Annotated in this window: 21 protein-coding genes; 7 read left to right on the top strand and 14 right to left on the bottom strand. The window is 44.3% G+C overall.

The genetic code is table 11. The features are described from left to right. Window positions 1-6: 6 nt before the first annotated feature. From ruvC to AC13CC_RS13770, 7 genes are all read right to left on the bottom strand, one after another. On the bottom strand, window positions 7-558 hold the full coding sequence (gene ruvC, locus AC13CC_RS13800; protein ID WP_326276983.1) for a crossover junction endodeoxyribonuclease RuvC: 552 nt from the start codon (window positions 556-558) through the stop codon (window positions 7-9). Window position 559: 1 nt separating this feature from the next. Beyond that, entirely contained in the window at window positions 560-1,039 is a 480-nt protein-coding gene (locus AC13CC_RS13795) for a hypothetical protein (RefSeq protein WP_326276982.1), read from the bottom strand. 44 nt (window positions 1,040-1,083) lie between these two features. Further along, on the bottom strand, window positions 1,084-2,232 hold the full coding sequence (locus tag AC13CC_RS13790; protein ID WP_482877629.1) for a tetratricopeptide repeat protein: 1,149 nt from the start codon (window positions 2,230-2,232) through the stop codon (window positions 1,084-1,086). 29 nt (window positions 2,233-2,261) lie between these two features. Beyond that, on the bottom strand, window positions 2,262-4,175 hold the full coding sequence (locus AC13CC_RS13785) for a TonB family protein (protein WP_326276980.1): 1,914 nt from the start codon (window positions 4,173-4,175) through the stop codon (window positions 2,262-2,264). Beyond that, the gene (locus AC13CC_RS13780) at window positions 4,172-4,534 is read right to left on the bottom strand and encodes a BlaI/MecI/CopY family transcriptional regulator (RefSeq protein ID WP_326276979.1); all 363 of its coding nucleotides are present in this window, start codon (window positions 4,532-4,534) and stop codon (window positions 4,172-4,174) included. Before AC13CC_RS13780 ends, AC13CC_RS13785 begins: the two co-directional genes overlap by 4 nt. Window positions 4,535-4,839: 305 nt before the next feature. Next, window positions 4,840-7,065 (bottom strand): TonB-dependent receptor, encoded by a 2,226-nt coding sequence (locus tag AC13CC_RS13775; RefSeq protein ID WP_326276978.1) that lies wholly within the window; start codon window positions 7,063-7,065, stop codon window positions 4,840-4,842. A 114-nt stretch (window positions 7,066-7,179) separates the two neighbouring features. Beyond that, a complete protein-coding gene (locus AC13CC_RS13770; RefSeq protein WP_326276977.1) occupies window positions 7,180-7,557 on the bottom strand; it encodes a hypothetical protein in 378 nt (125 codons plus the stop codon). A gap of 177 nt (window positions 7,558-7,734) precedes the next feature. Here AC13CC_RS13770 and AC13CC_RS13765 point away from each other — a divergent pair, with 177 nt between their 5' ends. Beyond that, window positions 7,735-8,247, top strand: coding sequence for a DUF456 domain-containing protein (locus AC13CC_RS13765; protein WP_482877626.1), 513 nt, complete (start codon window positions 7,735-7,737; stop codon window positions 8,245-8,247). On the opposite strand, the gene AC13CC_RS13760 is transcribed toward AC13CC_RS13765, so the two are convergent. Continuing rightward, window positions 8,244-8,798, bottom strand: a complete 555-nt coding sequence (locus AC13CC_RS13760; protein ID WP_482877624.1) for a nitroreductase family protein — start codon at window positions 8,796-8,798, stop codon at window positions 8,244-8,246. The genes AC13CC_RS13765 and AC13CC_RS13760 overlap by 4 nt on opposite strands. 48 nt (window positions 8,799-8,846) lie before the next feature. Then, window positions 8,847-9,734, bottom strand: a complete 888-nt coding sequence (locus AC13CC_RS13755) for a LysR substrate-binding domain-containing protein (protein ID WP_326276974.1) — start codon at window positions 9,732-9,734, stop codon at window positions 8,847-8,849. 239 nt (window positions 9,735-9,973) lie between these two features. Here AC13CC_RS13755 and hutH point away from each other — a divergent pair, with 239 nt between their 5' ends. Genes hutH through hutG form a run of 4 tightly spaced genes read left to right on the top strand, consistent with a single transcriptional unit; the run spans window position 9,974 to window position 15,769 of the window. Further along, window positions 9,974-11,551: a histidine ammonia-lyase gene (gene hutH, locus AC13CC_RS13750; protein WP_482877623.1), complete on the top strand. Its 1,578-nt coding sequence runs from the start codon at window positions 9,974-9,976 to the stop codon at window positions 11,549-11,551. A 1-nt stretch (window position 11,552) separates the two neighbouring features. Then, the gene (gene hutI, locus AC13CC_RS13745; protein ID WP_326276972.1) at window positions 11,553-12,779 is read left to right on the top strand and encodes an imidazolonepropionase; all 1,227 of its coding nucleotides are present in this window, start codon (window positions 11,553-11,555) and stop codon (window positions 12,777-12,779) included. Between the two features lie 10 nt (window positions 12,780-12,789). Next, on the top strand, window positions 12,790-14,793 hold the full coding sequence (locus AC13CC_RS13740; protein WP_326276971.1) for a urocanate hydratase: 2,004 nt from the start codon (window positions 12,790-12,792) through the stop codon (window positions 14,791-14,793). A 4-nt stretch (window positions 14,794-14,797) separates the two neighbouring features. Continuing rightward, the gene (gene hutG, locus AC13CC_RS13735) at window positions 14,798-15,769 is read left to right on the top strand and encodes a formimidoylglutamase (protein WP_326276970.1); all 972 of its coding nucleotides are present in this window, start codon (window positions 14,798-14,800) and stop codon (window positions 15,767-15,769) included. A gap of 570 nt (window positions 15,770-16,339) precedes the next feature. Here hutG and AC13CC_RS13730 read toward each other — a convergent pair. Then, complete coding sequence (locus AC13CC_RS13730) at window positions 16,340-16,789, bottom strand: LexA family protein (protein WP_326276969.1); 450 nt, start codon at window positions 16,787-16,789, stop codon at window positions 16,340-16,342. Beyond that, on the bottom strand, window positions 16,786-18,045 hold the full coding sequence (locus AC13CC_RS13725) for a Y-family DNA polymerase (RefSeq protein ID WP_326276968.1): 1,260 nt from the start codon (window positions 18,043-18,045) through the stop codon (window positions 16,786-16,788). The genes AC13CC_RS13730 and AC13CC_RS13725 overlap by 4 nt, the downstream gene beginning before the upstream one ends. Window positions 18,046-18,180: 135 nt before the next feature. Here AC13CC_RS13725 and AC13CC_RS13720 point away from each other — a divergent pair, with 135 nt between their 5' ends. Beyond that, entirely contained in the window at window positions 18,181-20,487 is a 2,307-nt protein-coding gene (locus AC13CC_RS13720) for an FdhF/YdeP family oxidoreductase (RefSeq protein ID WP_482877622.1), read from the top strand. On the opposite strand, the gene AC13CC_RS13715 is transcribed toward AC13CC_RS13720, so the two are convergent. After that, window positions 20,488-21,666, bottom strand: coding sequence for an acyl-CoA dehydrogenase family protein (locus tag AC13CC_RS13715; RefSeq protein ID WP_482877620.1), 1,179 nt, complete (start codon window positions 21,664-21,666; stop codon window positions 20,488-20,490). A 46-nt stretch (window positions 21,667-21,712) separates the two neighbouring features. Next, complete coding sequence (locus AC13CC_RS13710; RefSeq protein WP_482877619.1) at window positions 21,713-22,423, bottom strand: tRNA1(Val) (adenine(37)-N6)-methyltransferase; 711 nt, start codon at window positions 22,421-22,423, stop codon at window positions 21,713-21,715. A gap of 354 nt (window positions 22,424-22,777) precedes the next feature. Here AC13CC_RS13710 and AC13CC_RS13705 point away from each other — a divergent pair, with 354 nt between their 5' ends. Beyond that, complete coding sequence (locus AC13CC_RS13705) at window positions 22,778-23,134, top strand: hypothetical protein (protein WP_482877618.1); 357 nt, start codon at window positions 22,778-22,780, stop codon at window positions 23,132-23,134. A gap of 27 nt (window positions 23,135-23,161) precedes the next feature. Here the strand turns inward: AC13CC_RS13705 and AC13CC_RS13700 are convergent. Beyond that, a partial coding sequence (locus tag AC13CC_RS13700; protein WP_482877617.1) for an IS256 family transposase occupies window positions 23,162-24,035 on the bottom strand: 874 nt, incomplete at its 5' end.

The following is a 24,035-nucleotide window of genomic DNA, read 5'->3' as shown; positions in this document are numbered from 1 at the left end:
CGATTGTTATTTGATCTTATCCGGGTTCTGTTTGATGAAGGCCTCCCAACCCGTATAACTTTTTCCTACTTCCATCCTGCCCTCGTTGTAAAAATGGCAAACGGCTGCGGCCAATCCATCGGTACTGTCCAAATTTTTGGGCAAGGACTTCAGCTTTAAAACACTTTGAAGCATTCTAGCCACTTGTTCCTTACTGGCATTTCCATTGCCCGTGATGGCCATTTTTATCTTTTTGGGCATATATTCCGTTATCGGGACTTCTCTAGACAAACCAGCGGCCATCGCCACCCCTTGTGCACGGCCCAATTTTAGCATCGACTGTACATTTTTGCCATAAAAAGGGGCTTCAATGGCAATTTCATCTGGGTGATAGGTGTCGATGAGCTCCAAGGTACGCTCAAAAATAAGTTTGAGTTTGGTGTAGGGGTCATCATATTTTCGCAGCATCAGCTCGTTCATTTGCACAAAATGCATCTGTTTGTTAATGACTTTGATGATTCCAAAACCCATGATGGTGGTTCCAGGGTCTATTCCCAATATGATTTTTTCTGTAGCCAAGTTAGTTGGTGTTTAGTACCAGTGGGAGCCTAAAACGTAGGCTTACCGGGTTTCCTCTTTTTAATGCGGGCGCCACGGTGGTCAAATCGTTCAAATGTTCGGAAATTTTGCTGTTGAAATCGGATATCTCATTCAATACGGAGGTCTTTTCTTCGACGCCCAACACGGAGATAAAACCGTGTTCATCAATCAAGAAATCGATATAAACCGTGTCGTTCATATCGTTCCGAACCTGAAACTTGAGTCCTGCCAAAGCTTCGGAAAAATATTCGGTGATCACATTCTGGAAGCACTCCTGTTGGGCGTCCTTGGGGGCGGTTTCGTCGCAATCCTCAAAAAGTGGGTATTGGTCCACATCGTTCCAATCGATGGCCAAAAGTTCCTCATTGACCAGTTTTTGGGCCTTGTCCTCCTTGGACTCGAACAGCTCGCAGGATACGAGAAAACCCATGAAAATGATCAATAAAACATACTTCTGCATGACAGCCCTGATAATTTGGCTGAAATTACGACATTTTGAAGAAATCAGTTGCTGCCAAAATGGATTTCCTCCTTTATCTCAGTGATGCGGTTTCTGACCCGTTCCTTGAGCCAAGGAACTAAATCAGGATACATTTCAAGTAACTTTTCGTAATAGTTCAATCGGGTTTTGGAATCCTTGTAGTATTGGTCCGCCAAAACACAGACTTGATAATAATTGTAATAATTCTCCTTGTTCTCTTCCCATGCTTTTACATAGTAATCTATGGATTTTTTGGTTTGCCCTTTGAGGCGAGCTATACGGCCAAGGCTCGCATATTCCTTCGGAAACGAGATCATTCGCTCCCCAATGGATTTTTTGATGTAGTATTGCGCACTATCCAACGCTTTTTCCTTAAAATATACCTCTCCCAATCCTGCATAGGCAACTGCCAATTTATCCGGAAAAGATGTTAACTTGTGATAGGTTTCCAGTGCTTTTTCCGGCTCCCAGTTTCGGAAATAACAATAGGCCAATTTCTCATAAACAAAGGGTTTTTCCTCACCCAATTCCAATAATCGTTCAAAATGAGGGAAAGCAGGTTGAAATTGTCCATTGTTAAAAAAAGCCAAGGCCTTTAAATTGATCATGGCAACGTCATTCCCATAAAATCGAAGGCCTTGATCAATATAAACCAGTGCGGAATCCTTTATTTCTTGGCCTACGTAATATTTACCGAGCGCATAGAGGCTTCTCAAATGGGTGCTGTCCATGGCCACAGCAGTTTTGAATGCCTTGTTGGCCTTGTCTGCTTCTTTCACAGATTCGTAGGTTCTACCCAAATAATAGTAATACTCGGGATTCTCTTGTTCTGATGAAACCAAAACATTAAACATTTCCATAGCAGGTTTAAAGTTTTTGGTTTTCAACAACAACTTGCCAAGCTCGAACCGTGCAAGGTCAAATTTAGGATTCTTGTCCAAAACAACTGTGTATTGGGCAATGGACTTATCATAATTGCCTATGGCATTGTAGGCCCGTGCTATCTGCAGATTCGATTTTTTGTCCCCAACCTTTGCATATTCGTTGATGGCCGCTGCATAGTTGCCCAAAGCGTACAAACTATCGGCAACGGACAAAGCCGATGTTTGTGCACTGGCTTTGGATAAAAAGAAAATCAAAAATGTAACGTAAATGTATTTTGTTTTACGCATCAACAGCCTTGATTTAGTTCTTTTGATTACTAATTGGACACTTCCACCCTTTTATCAGGAAGGCCTACGTACTGGAACTTCACAACATCCCCTTTGTCCACTTCTATTGAAAAAACTCCGTTGAAATCTGACACAACTCCTGATGATTCACCTTCAATGGAAATAGTAACACCTGCCAACCCCAAAGATTCTTTATCGGTCACCGTACCCTCATAAAACATTTTTCCCTGCTTTTCCATGATACTGGCACTTACTAGCATATAGTCTTTCAAGCCATTGACCGTTGTATCCTCTGGTTGTTTTTTTAACCTAAAGGTTATTGGAATCGAGAATGGTACTTTTACCTCTTTCCCTTCATGCTTGCCTGGCTGCATCTTGGGCAAACGTTCTATGATTCTGACAGCTTCATTTTCCAACAACTCGTGTGGGCCACGTTTCCCTATGTCAGTAATTATTCCATCTTTCCCAATCACAAAAATCACACTCACCCTACCTTGAACACCCAGATCTTGGGCTTTTTTAGGGTAATTAAAATGTTTTTTTATATGCTTCACAATCTGTTCATTGAAGCAAGCTCTTTTATCCTCAGCGTCTTCGCATCCCGGAAAGACTGGAACCTCATCGACGTTCGCGAAGGGAACCCCAAGTCTCTCCCCCCTTTGCTTACTGACTTCCTGTTCATCATTTCCTTGGAGCCGGAAAGTTATTGGAATGGAGAAAGGAACATTTACCACTTCTCCTTCATGTTTTCCTGGTTGCATTCGTGGCAATTTTGATAAAATCCTTTCGGTTTCCTTTTCCAAAAGTTCGTGCGGTCCTCTCATTTTGATGTCCACTATGCTTCCTTCTGGATTTATTCTAAAAATCGCACTCACCCTCCCTTGAATACCTTGTTCTTGAGCCGCTTCGGGATAATGAAAGTTTTTACGAATATGTGCTTGCATTTTCTCCTGAAAACAAGCTCTTTTATCGTCAGCGTCTTCGCAACCTGGAAAAACTGGTACTTCATCAATGGCGCCGAATGGGATTTCATTAGCAACGGCCAGAGATACTCCTTCCACCGATTCAAGACCATTATCTTCCTTGTTTGTCTCGCAAGAGGTGTAGACCAACATCCCCAGAACAAGGGGCAACAACAATACATACTTTAACTGCCATACGGCTTTGGATTTGTTTTTTTGTAACATGACTATTCGTTTTTTGATTAATGATCTATTGAAAAATTGATTGACAAAACTGATGTTCTGCGTATGGAACGCTTCGGACAATAGCATTTCAAAATGTGCGGCCTTATTGTGTTTTACCGCCTTTTCATCGGCAATAAATTCATGAAGCTCGGCAACCCTGTTCTGGTAGATGTAAGCTAATGGGCTGAACCAGAAGACGATTCGGGCCAGCTCAAAAAAGAGCAGGTCTAAGGTGTGCCATTGCTTTACGTGCACCAACTCGTGGGCCAGTATGTTGGCTTCTTTGTCCTTTTGGATTTCTTCTCCCATAAAAATGTTTCGGAAAAAGGAGAAGGCAGAAGTGCTTTTTGGCACTGTGACTTTTGTGAATTCTTGGTAATGATACACTGAACCCTTATTACGAAGTTGCCTTATTTGAATCAGCTTGTAGGCAAACCAGATGGAAGCCAAAACACTTCCAGCTCCTAAAACCCAATACGGCCAAGGGATGTTTGCCAAGAAACTGATTTCCTCTGCTCTCGGTCCAAGTACCACGCCATCCAATTGTGTCAGAAAAATTGTGACACCCCCCAATTCTTGCGGCATAGAGGCTTGTAACGCCTCAATCTTTACCCAAGGCAACAGGATAGAAAGTGCAAACGTACCCAAGAGATATACTCGGTTCCATTGAAAAAAAGTTTCTTTTTTCAGAAAGAGATCATAGGCCAACAAAAAGACCAGTTGAAACGCCAAGCTTTCCAATATATAAGTAATCATTGCTCCTCGTCTTTAATGTTTTTCATAATCTCTTCGAGTTCCTTCAGGCTGATATCGTTCTTCTTCATAAAAAAGGATACCATGCTGGAGAAAGATCCTTGGAAATACCCATCCATCAATTTATTGAGGCTCTGATTGCTGTACTCTTCCTTTTTCACCAAAGGAAAATACACATGCCCCTTGCCCACTTTTTCGTGGGACACAAAACCTTTGTCCTCCAAAATCCGAACAATGGTGGAAACGGTATTGTAGGCTGGCTTGGGCTCTGGCAATTCCTCTAAAATTGCAGCTACGTTCCCTTTTTTAATTTTCCAAAGGAGCTGCATTACCTCTTCTTCTGCCTTGGTGAGCTGTTTCATTTGACCCATTTTATTTTTCATTCCCGAGAAATCGGGAATCTTATTAATGTTCCTTAAAATCTGAGTTGAACCCTTGAAAATTAGTTCAGGTTTCTCATCTTGACTTCGACTCCACTCAGTCTGACAATTCGAAAATGAGCTGTGCAATTGCAACTCCTAAACCAAAAAATGGTTTGATGTTTCTCACATTCGCCACGCTCAGTTCGAAATGACACTGCTAATATAACTAAATATTTAGTTTAAACTAATTTTTTAGTTAAAAAAAGAAGAAATTCCGCCAGTGTATTATTCTGGCGGATACTTATTTAGAAAATTACGGTTACCTTACCTCTTAGGTAAAAAGGTGTACCTGGGGTAAAATGGATTTCCTCAAAGGAGTTCGGTTCATTGAACAAACGGCTTTCGGTGGCAAATTGTGTTTCGTTCCATTCAGTGTCGAACAGGTTTTCCACAATCAGGCCAAAGGTCCAGTTGTTTACACTATAATTGAGTGTCGCATCGGTAACAAAATAGCCTTCCGCCACAATGGAGTTGTCCTCGTTGGCAGGTCTATCATCAATATATCGATAGTTCAATCCTCCCGAAAATCCCTGATCACCTCCCAAAGTCACACCACCGGCCATGGTGAAATCGGGTGCCAATGGAATATAATCTTCCCCATCGGCAGCTTCGATACTACGAGCGTGGGTATAATTGGCATCAGTATACAGGTAAAGCCAGTCCAAGGGTTGGTGCCTCGCTCCCACTTCAAGCCCCATTCTTCGGGTTTTTCCGCTGGGCTCCACAATACCTGCATCACCTACATATACAAACTCTTGATCTAGGAACAAAGTCCATAAAGTGGCGTTCAAGACCAATTTGTCCGCAGGTTTTATGATGGTTCCCAAATCCACTCCGTAAGCGGCAGGTAGAATTTCTTCGCCACCATTGGCTACTACCACTCGGGTGTCGTTGGAGTGAAACCCTATGCCCGTTTTCAAGAACAGTTGAGTATTTTGGGTTGGGCTGTAAATGGTATTGAACTTTGGGCTAAAAGCCACCTTTTCCTCGCTTCGGCTATCGTATAGCTCGCTCATCTTATTTATGTAGTCAAACCTAAAATAATCCAATCGAGCAGCTGGCTCAAACATGAATTTACCTGATTTGAATTCAGCGCCCGCAAAGGCGTAGCTGTTCACCTCATCCACATCACCATAGGCCAAACGTTCCAATAATTCCTGACGATTCAGAGTGCGGGACAATTGGTTGTCATCCACATTATCGTACCTGAAACCAATCCCAGCATTGTATTTGAAATCCATACCGCCCAAATTGGCCGAATTATCCTGAAAAACCGTTTTGGCTCCAGCCATCAGTCGGTTTTCAAATTGCCTGATTTGATCTCCGTTCACGGGGTCTTCCAAGAAAAAGGTAAAGTTGGAATACAGTTCAAAATCATAATGGGAAACAAAAGCCATGGAATTCAAGGATGTTCCAGTACCCAAATTTTTGTTATAGTCCAAAACGAAGTTGGTTCGGCTCGTCTGTCCGCCCTCGGTATCGTCAATGGCACCAAAACGACTGATCAAACCCTGGTCCACGGCTCGTTGTGGTATTTGGCCCGATGCATCCCATTTGCTTGAGAAGTGTGATGCGGTCAATAACAATTCTTGATTACCCGGCAAAGCATACCGATATCTTCCCAAGATATTGATGCGATTGAAGTTCTGTGGCGACTCGAATGGACCATCTGTCAAATACAATTCGGAAGCCAAATAAGCATTGCTGTTTTGGTTGTTCATCACATTGAAAATCCCCGTAAACCTACGGGACCCGAACTGTCCCACTTCGGTCGACAACATGCTCTTGTCCAAGCTTTTTCTCAACTTTAGATTGACGTAGCCCGCCGTATTAAAATTGCCTTGATCAGCATAGTAAGGCCCTTTTCCAAAGTTTACATTTTCAATGGTTTCCGGAATCACAAAGTGAAGATCGGCATATCCCTGCCCATGGGCATGGGACACCATATTCACCGGCATACCATCCACGTTGATGGCCACATCGGTGCCGTGATCCACATCAAAACCGCGCAAAAAAATCTGCTCGGCCTTTCCGCCTCCAGCGTGCTGACCGATGATCAGTCCTGGTACCTTCCTTAAAATTCCCTGTGATGATTTTACGGGATTTGTTTTCACATCCACATCCACCACTCTGCTCAAAGCGTCCACCTTTGACACCAAAACCACTTGGTCCAAAGAAATGGAGCTTTCCACAAGAATAACGGTAATCGGATTCTGTAAATCAGCTTGGTTGACCACTCTGGTCTGTGTGGCATATCCCAATCTGGAAAAGTAAATCGTATCGTTGACTGAGGTCCTATCCAGAACAAAATGCCCTGTACCATCGGTATGGCTGTGTTGGCCGCTGGTCTTGTTAAAAATTCCAGCATCTTCAATGGAAGAACCAGATTCATCCACCAGTTTTCCCTTTACGTTTTGTGCAGCAATAGTGCCCATGAACAGCATGGACAATGCCGCCATAAAATATTTCATGTCGTTGTCTTTTAATTTGATTTGTGTAAAAAAGTCTGAACAATAGCATCCCTAGACCTTGGTTCATCGAAGTATTGATGAAGCCTGTTCCTTAAAATTTTGGTCTAGTTTATTTCAGCTATGCTGGGGAGGAGGCGTGGTTAACCCTTGGCACCAAAAAGAAGTTATGTCTTGGTATGCCCAAAGACGATTGCTGTCCATTAAAGTATTGATTTCAGATGCAATTTGAATTTCTTCAACGAAATGTTTATCCAATTTTAGGCTGATGTTATCATTGGATTCGTGCTCATCTGGTTGATTGGCCTCCAACAAATCCTTTAAGGCTTCCAAAGCTTCGTGCGAGTGACCTGCCATAGCCTCCAATGAAGAATAATCAATAGCTTCGTGGTCCGAGGCAAAGTTATGGTGGTGTGCTTTTGGGGCCATCACGTGCGATACTTCGTGCAGGGTTTCCAACACCAATCCATTAAAAAGTCCTAACAAATAAAACATTGCTATAAGGGCGCACTCTACTTGAATGAACCTTGGTTTAGTATGTGTTTTATTTGTTTCCACGACAGTTTCGTAATTGGTTTCAAATTTACCTACGAAATTTTTAGGGGTAGGGTTTTATTTTGATTTTGTTTGTAACAATTGTAGGCTACATTTGTCTAACAGAAAAACACAACCATGGACATTGCTTTGCTCATTTTAGGGTTTCTCCTGATGCTCGTTGGGATACTGGGTAGTTTTTTGCCCGTATTGCCCGGTCCGCCTATAAGTTGGGTCGGACTGCTACTGCTTTATCTAACCAAAGCCGTACCCGATAATTGGTGGGTCTTGGGGGTTACCTTTGTGATAGCCATAACCATAACAGTTTTGGATTATGTGATCCCTGCCATGGGCACCAAACGGTTTGGTGGCAGCAAAGCTGGAATGTGGGGCACCATTGTAGGATTACTTGTGGCTATCTTTGTTCCTGTTTTTGGCCCATTCGGAATTATTATTTGGCCCTTTATTGGGGCCTTGGTCGGCGAATTGCTGAACAAAGCCAACAAAGAAACCGCCATGAAGGCGGCTTTCGGTTCGTTTTTAGGTTTTTTGACCGGTACCTTTATGAAATTGTTGGTCACCATTGTGTATGCCATCTTCTACGTGTACATTTCCATCAAATATGCGGGCGACCTGTTCACCTTTAGTTAGTCCAGCCACTCCACTTTGTCAGCCATGGGAGTTCTGGCGGATGGGATTACCTCGCCATCAAAATAACCCATATAGAAAAAGCCCAAGCATTTTTCCCCTTCCTTCAAATCGAAAAACTCATCCATGTACTTAATGAGGCCGGGGGAAGACCAATAACTGCCAATGCCGAGTTCGGTGCAGCACAACCACATATTTTGCACCGCCATGGCCACTGAAGCAATCTCTTCCCACTCGGGCAGGCTTTCCTTAGGGTCCCGTTGCATGCAGATAGCGATTACAGCACCCGAATTTGACGGGTTAAATTGTAATTTTTTAATCTTTATCTGCTTTGGCTTGGGGTCAACCTCTTCATATTTATTGGAAAGGAAAATCCCCAGTTCCTGTTTCTTTTCACCCGTCAACACCTTAAAGCGCCAAGGTTCTGTTTTTTTATGGGTAGGGGCCCAATTGGCCGCTTCCAAAATCTTTTCAATGGTTTCTTTGGCGATGGGCTTATCAATATATTGCGGAGGAAAAATGCTTCTTCTCTCCTTGATCAAGTCAAAAATCATAGTTGTATATTAAGTTGAATTCCAAAGTTACACTCGAAAACATTGCCGTCATAATTCCATGAGCAAATCCATACATTTCTGTAGCGCAGGATTCCGATTATCGGTTTTCCAGACCATGCTCAATACGGCACGTTGTTTTATGTTTTTCATTTCGATGAACTTTACTTTCATCTGAAACCCATATTGAAGGGTAGTTGGCACAATGGCAATACCCAGTTTGTTTTCCACCAGTTTAAAAATGGTCTGTGCATGTACCGATTTATGCGAAACATGAGGTACAAACCCACTATCCTCACAAATACTGAGCACCGTATCGTAATACATAGGGCTATAATCCTGGGAAAAAAGGATAAAATCCTCATCCGCCACTTGATTGATGTTCTTAAAGTTTTCCCCATTCAAAGGATGCTCCGCTGGCAGCACCAAGGAAAAGGTGTCCTCAAAAACGGGCTTCACATCCAATCCTTTAGGTACGCGAGACAATCGCACAAAACCAAGGTCCAAACGGTCGGCCAATATCGCATTGATCTGTGCTCGGTTGGAAAGTTCTTCCAAAGTAGTGTGGACCGTTGGATACTTTTCCTTCAAGCCCAACAGCAAATTGGGCACCACATTTTGCATGGCCGAACCCAAAAACCCAATGCGTACCTCGCCCAATTGTCCCTCTCCGATAAGTTTTACCTGTTTTTTCGTCTGCTCCAAATGGTTCAAGATAAATTCCACCTCCTTCTTTAAAAACTCCCCCGCAGGAGTAAGGCTAACCTTTTTCTTGTCCCTAACAAACAGTTGAGTATCCAATATTTCTTCCATCTGTTTGATTTGCGTACTCAATCCCGGTTGGGAAATAAAGAGCTTTTCAGCCGCCTTTCGATAGTGAAGCTCTTCGGCCACGGCCAAAAAATAAATGAAATGTCGTAGTTCTATATGATAATTCATACTTATTGATTATTACAAAAATAAGTATTGGCAATTATTAAACCTAATCGGTAACTTTGAATAGCCGTAATCAATCATGACGCACTGTCACTTCGAGCGCAGTCGAGAAGTTTTTGAACTCAGGGCCCTAAAAAAGATCTCAACTTAAGTTTATCTTGAGCGCAGTCGAAAGACCAGACCTGACATCTTTTAATTCATGGGGTTATTACGGACAATCAGTTAGTAAATTAATTAAACACATGGCGATAAACCGAACATTTCAATTTGGCGAAGACCATTTAACCACAAGCATAGCTTTGGGCATGGCCCATGGCACCATAAGAGGTATTTTCTCCAATGAATGCTTAAAAAATGTAAATGCCAGTTACGAACGTGTGCAACGCATCGTGGAAAAAGGCGATACGGTGTATGGCATCAATACGGGATTTGGTCCCTTGTGCAATACCAAGATTTCCAAAGCCGATACCAAAATCCTTCAATCCAACATATTGAAAAGCCACAGCGTAGGAGTGGGCGAACCCATTTCCACCGAATTGGCCAAAATCATGTTGATCCTGAAAATCCATGCCTTGGCGAAGGGCTATTCCGGAATTGCCGAAACTACTTTGCAACGTATGCTTTGGCATTTGGAAAACAGTGCCATCCCCGTGGTTCCCTCGCAAGGTTCGGTTGGTGCATCAGGTGATTTGGCTCCGCTATCCCATTTGTTTTTGCCTTTAATTGGTTTGGGAAAAGTGGAATATCAGGGAAAGACCATCCCGACCCAAGCGTTATTTGAACAAACAGGATTACAACCCTTGGAATTGGGCCCAAAAGAAGGACTTGCCCTGATCAATGGCACCCAATTTATCGCCGCACATGGGGTAATGGTGGTCCACAAATTGCAGCATTGCCTTCGACATGCGGATATAATCGGCGCCATGATGCTCGAAGGCCTGCAAGGTTCCATGAAGCCTTTTTTTGAAGAGTTACACGAATTACGACCCTTCAAAGGGAACCAACACGTGGCGGGCAGAATCCGTACCCTTCTTCAAGGTTCTGAGATTTTGGAAGATCATATCGATTGCGAACGGGTGCAAGACCCCTACTCTTTGCGCTGTATGCCACAAGTGCACGGGGCATCCCGAAATGCGTGGCTCCACCTTAAGGAATTGTTGGAAATTGAGCTCAATTCGGTAACGGACAATCCTGTCATCATAAATGATGAACTCACCATCAGCGGAGGAAATTTTCATGGTCAGCCTTTGGCCATGGCCTTGGATTATGCTGCCTTGGCCACATCAGAAATTGGAAACATATCCGACCGACGCATTTACCTAGCCCTGGAAGGCAACAGCCCCGGTGTACCCAAATTATTGATGAAAGATACGGGTATCAATTCCGGCTATATGATCCTACAGTACACTTCGGCCGCATTGGCCAGCGAGAACAAAAGCCTGTGCTTCCCCGCCAGCGCCGATAGCATTCCTACCTCTTTGGGGCAGGAAGACCATGTGAGCATGGGTTCCATCAGCGGTAGAAAAGCACTCAACATTATTGAGAATGTGGAGAAAATCCTCGCCATTGAACTATTGACCTCAGCGCAGGCCTTCGAGTATAGAAAACCCTTAAAATCGGGCATTCTGTTGGATGAAATCCATACATTCCTGAGGACAAAGGTTGCTTTTGCCGAAAACGACCGTGTTTTTGCAGACGATATCGAAAAAGGAATCGAAATTATCCAAAACGGGGAAATCATCAATTTGGTAGACCGTATTATGGAGGAGAAACAACTGAAGTGGAACACACCACACCTTCAAGAATTTGAAACATATTAACATGAGCAGACCACTATTAATAGGACCATTCACCCAATTGCTCCCGATGACGGGACTCCCGCTAAAAGGAGCGCTCAAAGATGAGCAACTGCCCATCATTCAAAATGGCGGCATTTTGGTTTCCGAAGGAAAAATTCTCAAAGTTGGTGTTTTTGACGAGTTGAAATCCGATGAGGTGGACATCCACCCTATCGAAGGAGCACAGGTTTGCCTGCCCGGATTTGTAGACTCGCACACCCATATTTGTTTTGGAGGTACCCGCGCTCGGGATTACGCATATCGAAATGCTGGAAAAACCTATTTGGAAATCGCCAAGGCTGGCGGTGGTATCTGGGATACAGTGACCCAAACCCGGAAAGCATCACAAGAAGAGCTGGTGGAAGGGATTATTTCCAGAAGTAAAAAACATCTCAAAAACGGAGTCACCACCATCGAAGTGAAAAGTGGTTACGGTCTTTCCGTGGATGAAGAATTGAAAATGCTACGCGCCATCAAGCAGGCCAATGAAACTTCGAATGTTACATTGGTTCCGACCTGTTTGGCAGCCCATATGAAGCCTAAAGATTGGAGTCAGGACAAAGATTATTTGGACGTAATCATAAATGAATTGTTCCCCATCATCAAAACCGAAAATTTGGCCCATCGTGTGGATGCCTTTGTGGAAGAAAGTGCCTTTTCTCCCGGGGAAATCAAGCCTTACTTCCAAAAAGCGAAGGAAATGGGATTTGACATTACCGTACACGCCGACCAATTTACTGCGGGTGGCAGTCAAGTTGCAGTGGATTTTGATGCGGTAAGTGCCGACCATTTAGAAGCCAGCACCGAAAAGGAAATTCAACTCTTGGCCAAGAGCAACACCATAGCCACGGCATTGCCCGGTGCATCCATCGGTTTGGGATGCGCCTACACGCCAGCACGGAAAATTTTGGATGCCGGTGGCGCATTGTCCATTGCCAGCGACCATAACCCCGGATCCGCTCCCATGGGCGATTTGCTCACCCAAGCCAGTATTTTGGGAACCTTTGAAAAACTGTCCAACACCGAGGTTTTGGCAGGTATCACCTCAAGAGCTGCCGCTGCTTTACGTTTGACCGACCGAGGAAAACTGGAAACTGGAGCACAAGCTGACTTTGTCATTTTCCCAACGGATAACTATCAGGAAGTCACTTACCATCAAGGGCAATTGAAGCCAAGTGAGGTTTGGAAAAAAGGAACGCCCATCCATTAAACATTGCATCATGACTGAATTTCAGCAACAAATAGTACAAGGCATCCCCCAACAACTTCCTGCTAAAAAGCCATATCCGAAAAACGGGAACCCGGCCCCAAAACGAAAGGACATTCTCTCCAAGGAAGAGAAAAAATTGGCCGTACAGAATGCGCTACGATATTTTCCCGAGGCTTGGCACAAGGAACTTGCCCTTGAATTTGCAGAGGAACTCAAAATCTATGGCCGTATCTATATGCATCGGTTTAAGCCCGATTATGAGATGTACGCGCGGCCTATTTCGGAATATCCCGCCAAAACACATCAGGCTGCGGCGATTATGCTGATGATTCAAAACAATTTAGATCCTACCGTGGCACAGCATCCCGAAGAATTGATTACCTACGGCGGCAATGGGGCGGTTTTCCAAAATTGGGCGCAATACCTGCTTACCATGAAATATTTGGCGGAGATGACCGAGGAACAGACCCTTAATATGTATTCCGGGCATCCGATGGGACTTTTTCCATCATCCAAGGAAGCACCAAGAGTGGTGGTCACCAACGGGATGATGATTCCCAATTACTCCAAACCCGATGATTGGGAAAAACACAACGCCCTTGGCGTAACACAATACGGACAGATGACTGCTGGTTCCTATATGTACATTGGTCCACAAGGCATTGTCCACGGAACGGCCATTACGGTAATGAACGCCTTTCGCAAAGTGTTACAGAAAAACGAATCGCCCGAAGGCAAGATTTTCTTGACCGCTGGATTGGGAGGCATGAGCGGCGCACAGCCCAAAGCAGGAAACATCGCGGGGGGCATTACCATTTGTGCCGAAGTCAACCCCGAAGCTGCGAAAAAACGCCACGACCAAGGTTGGGTGGATGAATTGTTGGTGGATTTGGACCTACTGGTCGTCCGAACCAAAGAAGCTGTTGAAAACAAGGAAGTGGTTTCCTTGGCGTACATTGGCAATGTGGTGGACGTTTGGGAACGCTTTTTTGAAGAGGACATCTTTGTTGATTTGGGTTCTGATCAAACCTCTTTGCACAACCCTTGGGCGGGTGGTTATTATCCGGTCGGACTTTCTTTTGAGGAATCGAATGCCTTAATGGTGGAAAATCCAGAGGATTTCAAGGAAAAAGTGCAGGAATCATTAAGAAGGCAAATCAACGCCATCAATAAACACACCGCAAAGGGCACCTACTTTTTTGATTATGGCAATGCCTTTTTACTAGAAGTTTCGCGAGCGGGTGGCGAGGTGATGGCCGAAAACAACATCGACTTCAGGTATCCATCCTATGTCCAAGATATTTTGGGTCCGATGTGTTTTGACTACGGTTTTGGTCCGTTCCGATGGGTTTGCACATCGGGCGACCCCAAAGACCTTCAAAAAACCGATGCCATTGCCTTGGAAGTGATGAAAAAAATCAAATCCCAAGCACCGGAAGAAATCCAACAGCAGATGCAAGACAACATCAAATGGATCTCGGAGGCAGAACAAAACAAATTAGTGGTGGGTTCGCAAGCACGAATCCTCTATGCCGATGCCGAGGGACGAAGCAAGATTGCCGATGCCTTCAACACAGCCATTGCCATTGGAGAAATTAGTGCACCCGTGGTCTTGGGCAGAGATCACCACGATGTTAGCGGCACGGATTCTCCCTTTAGGGAGACCAGCAATATTTATGATGGTAGCAAATTCACCGCTGATATGGCAATTCAAAATGTGATTGGCGATAGTTTTAGGGGTGCCACTTGGGTTTCCATCCATAATGGTGGAGGCGTTGGCTGGGGCGAAGTCATCAACGGCGGATTTGGAATGGTGCTCGATGGTTCCGAAGAAGCCTCCAACCGATTGAAGAAAATGTTGTTTTTTGATGTGAACAATGGAATTTCACGAAGAAGTTGGGCCAGAAACAAGGAAGCCCGCTTTGCCATTGAACGGGAAATGGAACGCTCTCCAAATTTAAAAGTAACTTTGCCCCATCTGGTGGAATCCGATATTTTGGATAATCTTTTTTAATGTGATGAAACACTACGAACTCCCGAAACAAAACCTCTGGACAGGTCGAATATCCAATAAATGGCTATACCTGCATGAAAAGGTGCATTGCACGCCTTTGAAGGAACTTCCTGAAGCCCAGAAAAAATCCATTGCTCTTTTGGGCTACGCCTGTGATGAAGGGGTGCGAAGAAATCAAGGCCGTATCGGTGCCGCGGAAGGTCCCGATGTCATCAAAAGCAGTTTTGCCAAGATGCCCAACCATTTGGGGAGCAATGTACGGTTGCACGATGTGGGTTCGATTATCTGTGATGAGGGAGATATGGAAGCTGCCCAAAATCAGCTTACCGAAGCTGTCAATTTACTTTTAGAAAGAAAGCAATTCCCTATTGTTTTGGGCGGTGGGCACGATGTGGCTTATGGTCACTATAACGGTATCAAAAAATATCTGGATTTCAAAAAAGAAGGACAAACCATCGGTATCATCAATTTTGATGCACACTTTGATTTGCGGAAAAACACAGAGCAGAGCAATTCGGGCACCCCGTTTTATCAAATTGCCAAAGACTGTGAAAAAGAGGGTGTTGATTTTAACTATCTCTGTCTGGGTATCCGAAAGGACGCCAATGATAGAAACTTGTTCCAAACCGCAAGGGACTTGGATGTCATCTATGTAATGAACGATACCTTTCAAATTCCACTATTGAATGAAATCACCACCTGGATCAATGCCTTTGCCAAAAATGTGGATTTTGTGTATGTCACCATCGATTTGGATGGATTCTCTTCTGCCTATGCTCCCGGGGTAAGTGCGGCTTCGCCTATGGGTTTTACGCCCCACATGGTTTTGGAATGCTTGAAAACCATTATTGGTTCTGGAAAATTGATCAGTATGGACATTGCCGAAATGAATCCGAAATATGATATTGATGGACAAACAGCAAAACTCGCTGCTTCGCTCGTGCACCATGTGGCACATGCTGTTTCTGGGGGTTGATAGTATTTGTCAGGTCGAATGCTCGACTGCCGGACGGTCAGGCAGTCGAGACCTTTGACAGTAAGACCTCTCGACTGCGCTCGAGGTGACAACTTTATAATTTATTAGGAAAAGATTCCGTTCTGCAGCGGAATTTGTTCGACCTACCGGTCTCACAAACAAAAAAAGCCTTCCAAATGGAAAGCCTTTCATTGGCGAGCATCGGTTTGATGCTTCAACCTGATTCCAATCATCGCGACTGGAATCCAACACAACGGTACAAAGATAGCAAAGCTTTTCGAACTTGCCGTCTTTTCAAAAAAAATCAGGGCAAAACCATTCCAAAGGAACATACTTGGCATTCGGGGCAGCGTTAATGGTTTGACACTAATGGCACTAATAATTGAAAACTAGTTGGTGTCAGGTCGAGCGCAGTCGAGACCCAAGTTTAGGACAGATAGACTCAAGATTTCTCACATTCGTTCGAAATGACACGGAGGAAAGCTTCTCAATCCAAGAATAAAAACAATAAAGAAAAACAATATGTCATTTCGAAATGAGGAACATGGTAACGATTGGAAAATCTATCTTTTACACCGCCTTGATCACATAAGTGACCACTCCCCAAATCAATAGGTCACTGTCCTTGGAAACTTTGATGGGTTTGTAATTTTTATTCTCGGGCATCAATGTAATGGTGTCTTTTTCAATGCTCAACCGTTTTACGGTGAATTCCCCATCCAAAAAACAAACGGCTATTTTGCCATGCTCCGCTTCCAAACTTCTATCTATGACCAAGAGGTCTCCATCATCCAATCCGGCCCCAATCATGGATTCTCCGCTCACGCGTGCGTAGAAAGTCGCTTCTTTGTTTTTGATCAAAGTTTTGTCCAAACTGATGCGCTTTTCCTTAAAATCGTCAGCTGGTGATGGAAATCCTGCTGAGATGGCATTTCTGGACAATGGCATCCCCAAACCCTTTTCTTCATTTGGGGCAAAAAAAGTAAGTGAATCTGTTTCTGGCGATTTTTTTGAGGTCATTTCACTTTTATGATATCATTGATGTTTGTGGTATATTTTGGGGAAAGGTGTTCTTGGCGCATCTTCCAAGTCCTTTCCAAATCTTGATTGGCTATTTTCATTTTGCTGATGCCATATTTGTTGTTTATGCCGTCCATCACCTGCATAAGTCTCTGGTGTTTTGGGTTTTCGGACAGGAAGAGATCCAATTGTCTTTCATGGGTGGGCACCAGTCCCGATACGATCACTCCTGCCTTTTTGTATTTGATTCCTGGTTTGAATATGGAGACAGCGGCCTTGACGGCATAGTTGCTTATGGTCAGGCTGGAATCCGTAGCATAGGGCAAGGTAACAATAAGACTGCCCCTATCCTGTGGCTCATCCTTTTTATGCCTGTCACTTCTTAAAAGTACAACAAGATAGTTGCAACTGCTTCCTTGGCTCCGCAATTTTTCGGCACAACTGGTCGCGAAGGTGGATATTCGTTCTTTAATGTTTTCAATATCGGAATAGGTGTATTCAAAGCTTCGTGTGGTGGCTATGGCCTTTTTATCGCGGGTGTAATCATCCAGATCCAAGGTCGGGCTTCCATCCAGATCTTTTTTCAGTCTAAGACCGATTATGCCCATTTGCTTCCGCACCCATTCATCCGACAATTGGGTAAAATCATAAGCCGTTTTTATGTTTCTGCTCTCAAGTCGTTTCAGGTTTCCACGCCCTATCCCCCAAACACTCTCGATCTTGGTCCATTTTAATGCTTTTACCCGTCTCTCCTCGGATTGAATTACATACACACCCCCAGTTTTTGATTTCAGCTTTTTGGCAATTTTATTGGCGACCTTGGCCAAGGCTTTTGTTGGGGCAATTCCTATGCTGATGGGGATTCCCGTACACTTTTCCACACTTCTTTGGATTTCCCTGCCGTAAGCATCAAAGTCGTAGTTCTTGAAACCATCAAACTTTAAAAAAGCCTCATCCACACTGTAGACCTCCATATCCGGCGTGAACGTTCCGAGAATATTCATCACTCTGGCACTCATATCTCCGTACAGGGGATAATTGGACGAAAAGACCTTGATCTTGTTCTCCTTGCAAAATTGTCTGTACTTAAATTCCGGGGCACCCATGGGCAGTCCAAGTGCCTTTGCCTCATCGCTGCGCGAGATGAAACAACCATCGTTATTGGAGAGAATGGCCACGGGGACATTGTTGAACTGGGGCTGAAAGGCCCGTTCACATGAGGCATAGAAGTTATTGCAATCCACTAGGGCGAACATACTTTAAAATACTCGGTTTTTGCTAAATTACATAGGAAATCAATTGCAATTCAAATTAAAGGTAACTACGCTCTACATAGAATTGCCCGAAATGATGAAAAATAATTATCCCACACCAAAATCCTATATTAGAGCATGGAAAAAGAGATAAAGCGCAAGGTTTCCCTCACTGGGGACATCAAATTTACGGGACTGCGTCTAAAAGAACCCATGCAAACCTCTGCAGGTCTTTTGGGGATCAAAGAAGCTTTACGGCATACTTTTAAGGAAATGGGCATTGCCCGTTCCATGCGTAGTCTCTTGGAAATGAACCAAGAGGGCGGCTTTCGCTGCCCCAGTTGTGCATGGCCCGTTCCCGAGCACCCCTCAAAAATTGCGGAATACTGCGAAAATGGAGCCAAAGCACTGGCGGACGAAGCCACCAAAGAACATATTGGCGCGGAATTTTTTGCAAAACATTCCGTGGAAGAACTATCCCAACTCAGCGATTTTGAACTCAACAAATTGGGACGTGTGGTTGAACCGATGATCCTTAAACCGAACAGTGTTCATTACGAACCCATTTCTTGGCAGGATGCTTTTGAATTGATCTCGGATGAATTGCACTGCTTGAAAAACCCAAATGAGGCTATTTTTTATACTTCGGGCCGATCCAGCAACGAAGCCGCTTATCTCTACGACATGTTTGCCCGTGCTTTTGGCACCAACAACATGCCCGATTGTTCCAATATGTGCCACGAATCATCTGGGGTGGCACTTTCCGAAACCTTGGGCATTGGAAAAGGTTCCGTAAAGCTTGACGATCTGTATGGGGCGGAAGTTATTCTGGTCGTGGGGCAAAACCCAGGCACCAATCACCCAAGAATGCTATCGGCCCTGGAAAAGTGCAAAAAGAATGGTGGTAAAATCATCAGTATAAATCCATTGGCAGAAACGGGACTGGTCAACTTTAAAAATCCCCAAAATATTTCGGATATGTTGGGCAACGGACAGCCTATTGCCGACATTCACCTCCCTGTCAAAATCAATGAGGATATAGCTTTGGCAAAACTGATCTTGAAGAAGCTGGTCGCTCTCGATGCTAAAAATTCCAATATTATCGACCACGAATTTATTGTGGAATATGTTGATGGGTATGATGATCTGTTGAAAGATTTAGACCGTTACAATACGGAAAGCCTCCAACGCAGAAGTGGGGTGTATATGCACAAAATTGACAAGGTTGTGGAATTATTGGCCGAAAATTCCAAGATTGTCATCTGCTGGGCCATGGGAATCACCCAGCATAAAAATGCTGTGGAGTGCATTAAGGAATATGTGAATATTTTATTGTTAAAGGGTGCCGTGGGCAAACTCTTTGCGGGAACCTGTCCGGTTAGGGGCCATAGCAATGTTCAAGGTGATCGTTCGGTGGGGATAATGCATTTCGTGAACAAGACCTTGAACGAGAGAATCCGGGAGCATCTTAATTTTGACCCACCAACCGAAAAGGGATATGATACGGTGGAAGCCATTGAGGCCATGTATGGAAAAAAAGCCAAGGTATTCATTTGTTTGGGCGGTAATTTTTTAATGGCTGCATCGGATACAAAATATACTGCGGAGGCCCTACAAAATTGTGATTTGACGGTTCAGATAAGTACCAAACTGAATCGAAGCCATTTGGTGACGGGCAAAACAGCCCTCCTACTTCCCACTTTTGGCCGTTCCGAAAAGGATGATAAAAATGGAGTGCTTCAATTCTTGACGATGGAAAGTAGTACGGGCAAGGTTCGGCAGAGCAAGGGCCTGTTAAGGCCTGCTTCGGAACACATTAAAAGTGAACCTGAAATCATTTCGCTCTTGGCCCATACATATTTTAGGGGCGACCATTCCATGAATTGGTATGCATTGGGCCAGGACTACAATCTCATCCGAAATCTTATCGATAAGACCGTAAAAGGGTTTGAAAAAACGAGTGAACAGTCCAAAGGGTTTGGGTATTACCTCCCGAACAATGTTCGTGAACGTGATTTTCGGATGCTGCCGAACGCCAGGGCACAGTTATCCATTACCTCTTTGCCCGACCATCAGCTGAATCCTGATGAATTGCTGTTGATGACCATACGGTCCCACGACCAGTTCAACACCACCATTTATGGATTGAACGATCGTTACCGCGGCATCCACAACGAGCGCCGCGTAGTTTTTATGAATGAGGAGGATATGGCGGAGAAACATCTGACCAAACTGGATGTGGTTCATCTACACAGTAATTATGACGACATCAAACGCACCGCGGAAAAATTTATGGTTGTACCCTATGAAATCCCGAAAGGAAACATGGCCGCTTATTTTCCTGAAACCAATATGTTGGTTCCCCATAATCATTTTGCCGATAAAAGCCAGACGCCCATCAGTAAATCCATTAAGGTAACGGTAGAAAAAGTTTCTTTATCTTGATTATTTAAATGCCTGGATTCCGGTAATATCCGCACCAGTAATCAAGAGGTGGATATCGTGGGTACCTTCGTAAGTGATTACGCTTTCAAGGTTCATCATGTGGCGCATAATGCTGTATTCGCCGGTAATGCCCATTCCACCCAATATCTGTCTTGCTTCGCGGGCTATTTTAATGGCCATTTCCACATTGTTCCGTTTGGCCATGGAAATTTGTGCCGTAGTGGCCTTCCCTTCATTTTTTAACTGTCCCAAACGGAAAGCCAGTAATTGGGCCTTTGTAATTTCGGTAATCATTTCGGCCAATTTTTTCTGCTGAAGCTGGTATGCGGCAATGGGTTTCCCAAACTGAATCCGCTCTTTGGCATATCGGAGTGCCGTATCATAACAATCCATGGCGGCACCAATGGCTCCCCAAGCAATGCCATATCGGGCGGAATCCAAACAACCGAGTGGTGCTCCAAGTCCGTTTTTGCCCGGCAACAAATTTTCTTTGGGCACTTTTACATTATCAAAAATAAGTTCGCCCGTGGCCGATGCCCGCAATGACCATTTGTTGTGCGTCTCAGGTGTGGAAAAACCTTCCATGCCACGTTCCACGATAAGCCCATGAATGCGCCCTTCTTCATTTTTGGCCCACACCACGGCTATATCGGCAAAGGGTGAATTGGAAATCCACAATTTGGCACCGTTCAAAAGGTAATGGTTCCCTGCATCTTTGAATTTGGTCTCCATCCCCCCCGGATTGGATCCATGGTTGGGTTCAGTAAGTCCAAAGCAGCCCATCCACTCCCCGGTCGCCAACTTCGGCAGATATTTTTTGCGTTGTTCTTCGGAGCCATAAGCAAAAATGGGATACATGACCAAGGATGATTGTACGGAAGCGGTGGAACGCACCCCGCTATCACCCCGCTCAATCTCCTGCATGATCAACCCATAGCTGATTTGATCTAAGCCAGCCCCACCATATTCTTCTGGAATGTAGGGTCCAAACGCACCTATTTCGGCCAATCCGCCGATAATCTGTTTGGGAAATTCCGCTTTTTGGGCATATTCCTCAATAACGGGTGAAATATCCCGCTTCACCCATTGACGGGCAGCATCGCGAACGAGTTTATGTTCCTCGGAAAGCAAATCATCGAGGTTGTAGTAATCTGGTGCTTCAAATAAATCGGGCTTCATTCAGAATAATTTTACTTGTCAAATATAACATTTAGTCTTTTCATTGTTACATTTTTAAATAAAATGCTTGGGTCAATTCAATGTATTCTTTGGTGTATTGGTGCCGGCTCTCCTCTATTATCAAATTATTGATGTTTGGTTTGACCTCATCAAAGCTAAATTCCATCAAACTCCTTTTAAAATCAGTCTCGGGATTTCCCTTTACCCGAGTGATTCGGTTTGGAAATAATCTTTCTTTTTTAGCAAGACCGGTAAAATAAGACTCCTCTTTAAAGGGAACGATCACCGCAAAAATCCCATCTTCATTCAAAAGTTTTGCTGCTCCCTCAACTAATTCCCCAAAAGGCAGTGAACTGCTTTGTCTTGCTTTGTCTCGCGATTCGTTTCCACTGGCCACATCTTCTGAATGGAAAGGCGGATTGGAAATGATCAAGTCGTACTTATCATCCATTTCATCCACAAATTCATCAAAACCTGCATGGTAACAGAACAGTCGGTCTGCCCATGGTGAAGCTTCAAAATTGGTGACACATTGTTCGTAGGCATCATCATCCAGCTCAATGGCATCTATAACCTCTGCTGATGAACGTTGGGCCATTTGCAAGGCAATGAGCCCGGTTCCCGCGCCTATATCCAGAATGGATTCCGGCAGCTTGTCCAGCGATGCCCAAGCGCCCAACAATACCCCATCGGTCCCCACCTTCATGGCGCATTGGTCTTGTTGAATGGCAAATTCTTTGAATTTGAAAGGTTTCATTGAATCAAAGGTAAGGCAAAGCATTGTAAACAATTTACAACCATCAATTGAAATAAGGTATCCATCAGTTCATATAGGCCATCCGTTAATTTGCAGGGTGATAAATCGGATCAATATGGTTATTTCGCTAATAATTTACGGGGAAGAGCCCCAATTAAATCATTACCAAATTATCTAAACTTATGATTGTGAAAAAAATCTTTTTTGCATTCTCTGTTCTGATTGGACTAGCAACTTATTCACAGAATGATTCAAATTCCTTGAACCAAGGTAGTTGGATTATCGAGGCCAATACAGGTTCCTGGACTACGGGCAGCACAGCTTTTTCCCTGGTCTCAACTATATGGATATACCTTGTATTCTATCGGAACAGAGGGAGGTTACTTTGTGTCCGACAATTTAGCTTTAAAACTAGGTTTAGGTTATTCTAGGGGAGATGATATGGATGGCACATTCAATTACAAAGTGGGGGTCAAATACTATATTATAGATGAGATACCTTTAGGAGTGGATTACACTGGGGCAAGTTCTAATGGGAATGGTGCCAGTTGGGTTGGCGTTCAAGGAGGTTATGCATGGTTTGTCGCAAACAATGTAAGTATTGAGCCAACAATTCGATACAATATGACTTTAGGTGAAAGTAAGACAGACAGTGCTTTTCAAGGATTAATCGGTTTTGCTTTTCATGACACTATCCCAATAAGTGTGTAAGTTAAAAATAACGGGGGTTGGGCTTTTCTAGAGCCTGACCCTTTTTTCATAGATCGTAAGGAACTGGTTTAAAATGATGCCCCAGTTCCTGATGGGCATGGACCATTTCTTGGTGGCCTCCCTTGTTGCCAAATATACGGATTTCATCACCGCATCGTCGGTCGGGAAGGAAAGCTTGTTCTTGGTGTACTTCCTGATCTTCCCGTTCAGGTTCTCGATAAGGTTGGTGGTATAGATGATCTTTCGTATCTCGAGAGGGAACTCATAGAACACGGTGAGTTCGTCCCAGTTGTCCCTCCAACTCCTTATGGCATAGGAGTACTTGGTTTCCCATTTCTTGGCAAAGTCCTCCAGGGCGGCCCTTGCGGCCTTCTCGTTGGGTGCGTTGTAGACGCCCTTCATGTCGGTGAGCACCGACATCCAGAAGGCCGCCGATTCGTTCTTGCCCAGCCAGAGGCCGAGGACTTCCTTACGTCCGTCCCTGCGCAGGCCCACGGCCACGTACACGGTCTTGTTGATCACCTTGGAGGATTCCCTGACCTTGAAGACGATCCCGTCCATCCATACGATAAGATAGACCGGTTCCAAGGGTCGGTTCTGCCAGGCGACAATGTCCTCCGCCACCTTTTCGGTTATCCTCGATATGGTGGAAGTGGAGATGTCAAAATTATAAACCTCGCGTATCTGCTCCTCGATATCGCTGTTGCTCATCCCTTTGGCATATAGCGATACGATGACATTTTCGATGCCGTCCACCATGTTGCCCCGCTTGGGGACGACCATGGGGTTGAAACTGGCATCCCTGTCCCTGGGGACGGATATCTCGGACTCCCCGAAAGAGGTACGCACCTTCTTTTTGGAGTGCCCGTTACGGGAGTTGCCGTCCTTGGACCTCTGGTGC

It is taken from the genome of Flagellimonas sp. L-11, assembly GCF_056857735.1.
Note: the sequence above shows the minus strand (reverse complement) of the source record. Positions and strands in the feature narration are given on the sequence as shown.

What these genes read in the sequence shown, in the direction of transcription:
- AC13CC_RS13795 (WP_326276982.1), bottom strand. Translation starts at nt 1,039, where the DNA reads ATGCAGAAGTATGTTTTATTGATCATTTTCATGGGTTTTCTCGTATCC.
- AC13CC_RS13790 (WP_482877629.1), bottom strand. Translation starts at nt 2,232, where the DNA reads ATGCGTAAAACAAAATACATTTACGTTACATTTTTGATTTTCTTTTTA.
- AC13CC_RS13785 (WP_326276980.1), bottom strand. Translation starts at nt 4,175, where the DNA reads ATGATTACTTATATATTGGAAAGCTTGGCGTTTCAACTGGTCTTTTTG.
- AC13CC_RS13780 (WP_326276979.1), bottom strand. Translation starts at nt 4,534, where the DNA reads ATGAAACAGCTCACCAAGGCAGAAGAAGAGGTAATGCAGCTCCTTTGG.
- AC13CC_RS13775 (WP_326276978.1), bottom strand. Translation starts at nt 7,065, where the DNA reads ATGAAATATTTTATGGCGGCATTGTCCATGCTGTTCATGGGCACTATT.
- AC13CC_RS13770 (WP_326276977.1), bottom strand. Translation starts at nt 7,557, where the DNA reads ATGTTTTATTTGTTAGGACTTTTTAATGGATTGGTGTTGGAAACCCTG.
- AC13CC_RS13765 (WP_482877626.1), top strand. Translation starts at nt 7,735, where the DNA reads ATGGACATTGCTTTGCTCATTTTAGGGTTTCTCCTGATGCTCGTTGGG.
- AC13CC_RS13760 (WP_482877624.1), bottom strand. Translation starts at nt 8,798, where the DNA reads ATGATTTTTGACTTGATCAAGGAGAGAAGAAGCATTTTTCCTCCGCAA.
- AC13CC_RS13755 (WP_326276974.1), bottom strand. Translation starts at nt 9,734, where the DNA reads ATGAATTATCATATAGAACTACGACATTTCATTTATTTTTTGGCCGTG.
- hutH (WP_482877623.1), top strand. Translation starts at nt 9,974, where the DNA reads ATGGCGATAAACCGAACATTTCAATTTGGCGAAGACCATTTAACCACA.
- hutI (WP_326276972.1), top strand. Translation starts at nt 11,553, where the DNA reads ATGAGCAGACCACTATTAATAGGACCATTCACCCAATTGCTCCCGATG.
- AC13CC_RS13740 (WP_326276971.1), top strand. Translation starts at nt 12,790, where the DNA reads ATGACTGAATTTCAGCAACAAATAGTACAAGGCATCCCCCAACAACTT.
- hutG (WP_326276970.1), top strand. Translation starts at nt 14,798, where the DNA reads ATGAAACACTACGAACTCCCGAAACAAAACCTCTGGACAGGTCGAATA.
- AC13CC_RS13730 (WP_326276969.1), bottom strand. Translation starts at nt 16,789, where the DNA reads ATGACCTCAAAAAAATCGCCAGAAACAGATTCACTTACTTTTTTTGCC.
- AC13CC_RS13725 (WP_326276968.1), bottom strand. Translation starts at nt 18,045, where the DNA reads ATGTTCGCCCTAGTGGATTGCAATAACTTCTATGCCTCATGTGAACGG.
- AC13CC_RS13720 (WP_482877622.1), top strand. Translation starts at nt 18,181, where the DNA reads ATGGAAAAAGAGATAAAGCGCAAGGTTTCCCTCACTGGGGACATCAAA.
- AC13CC_RS13715 (WP_482877620.1), bottom strand. Translation starts at nt 21,666, where the DNA reads ATGAAGCCCGATTTATTTGAAGCACCAGATTACTACAACCTCGATGAT.
- AC13CC_RS13710 (WP_482877619.1), bottom strand. Translation starts at nt 22,423, where the DNA reads ATGAAACCTTTCAAATTCAAAGAATTTGCCATTCAACAAGACCAATGC.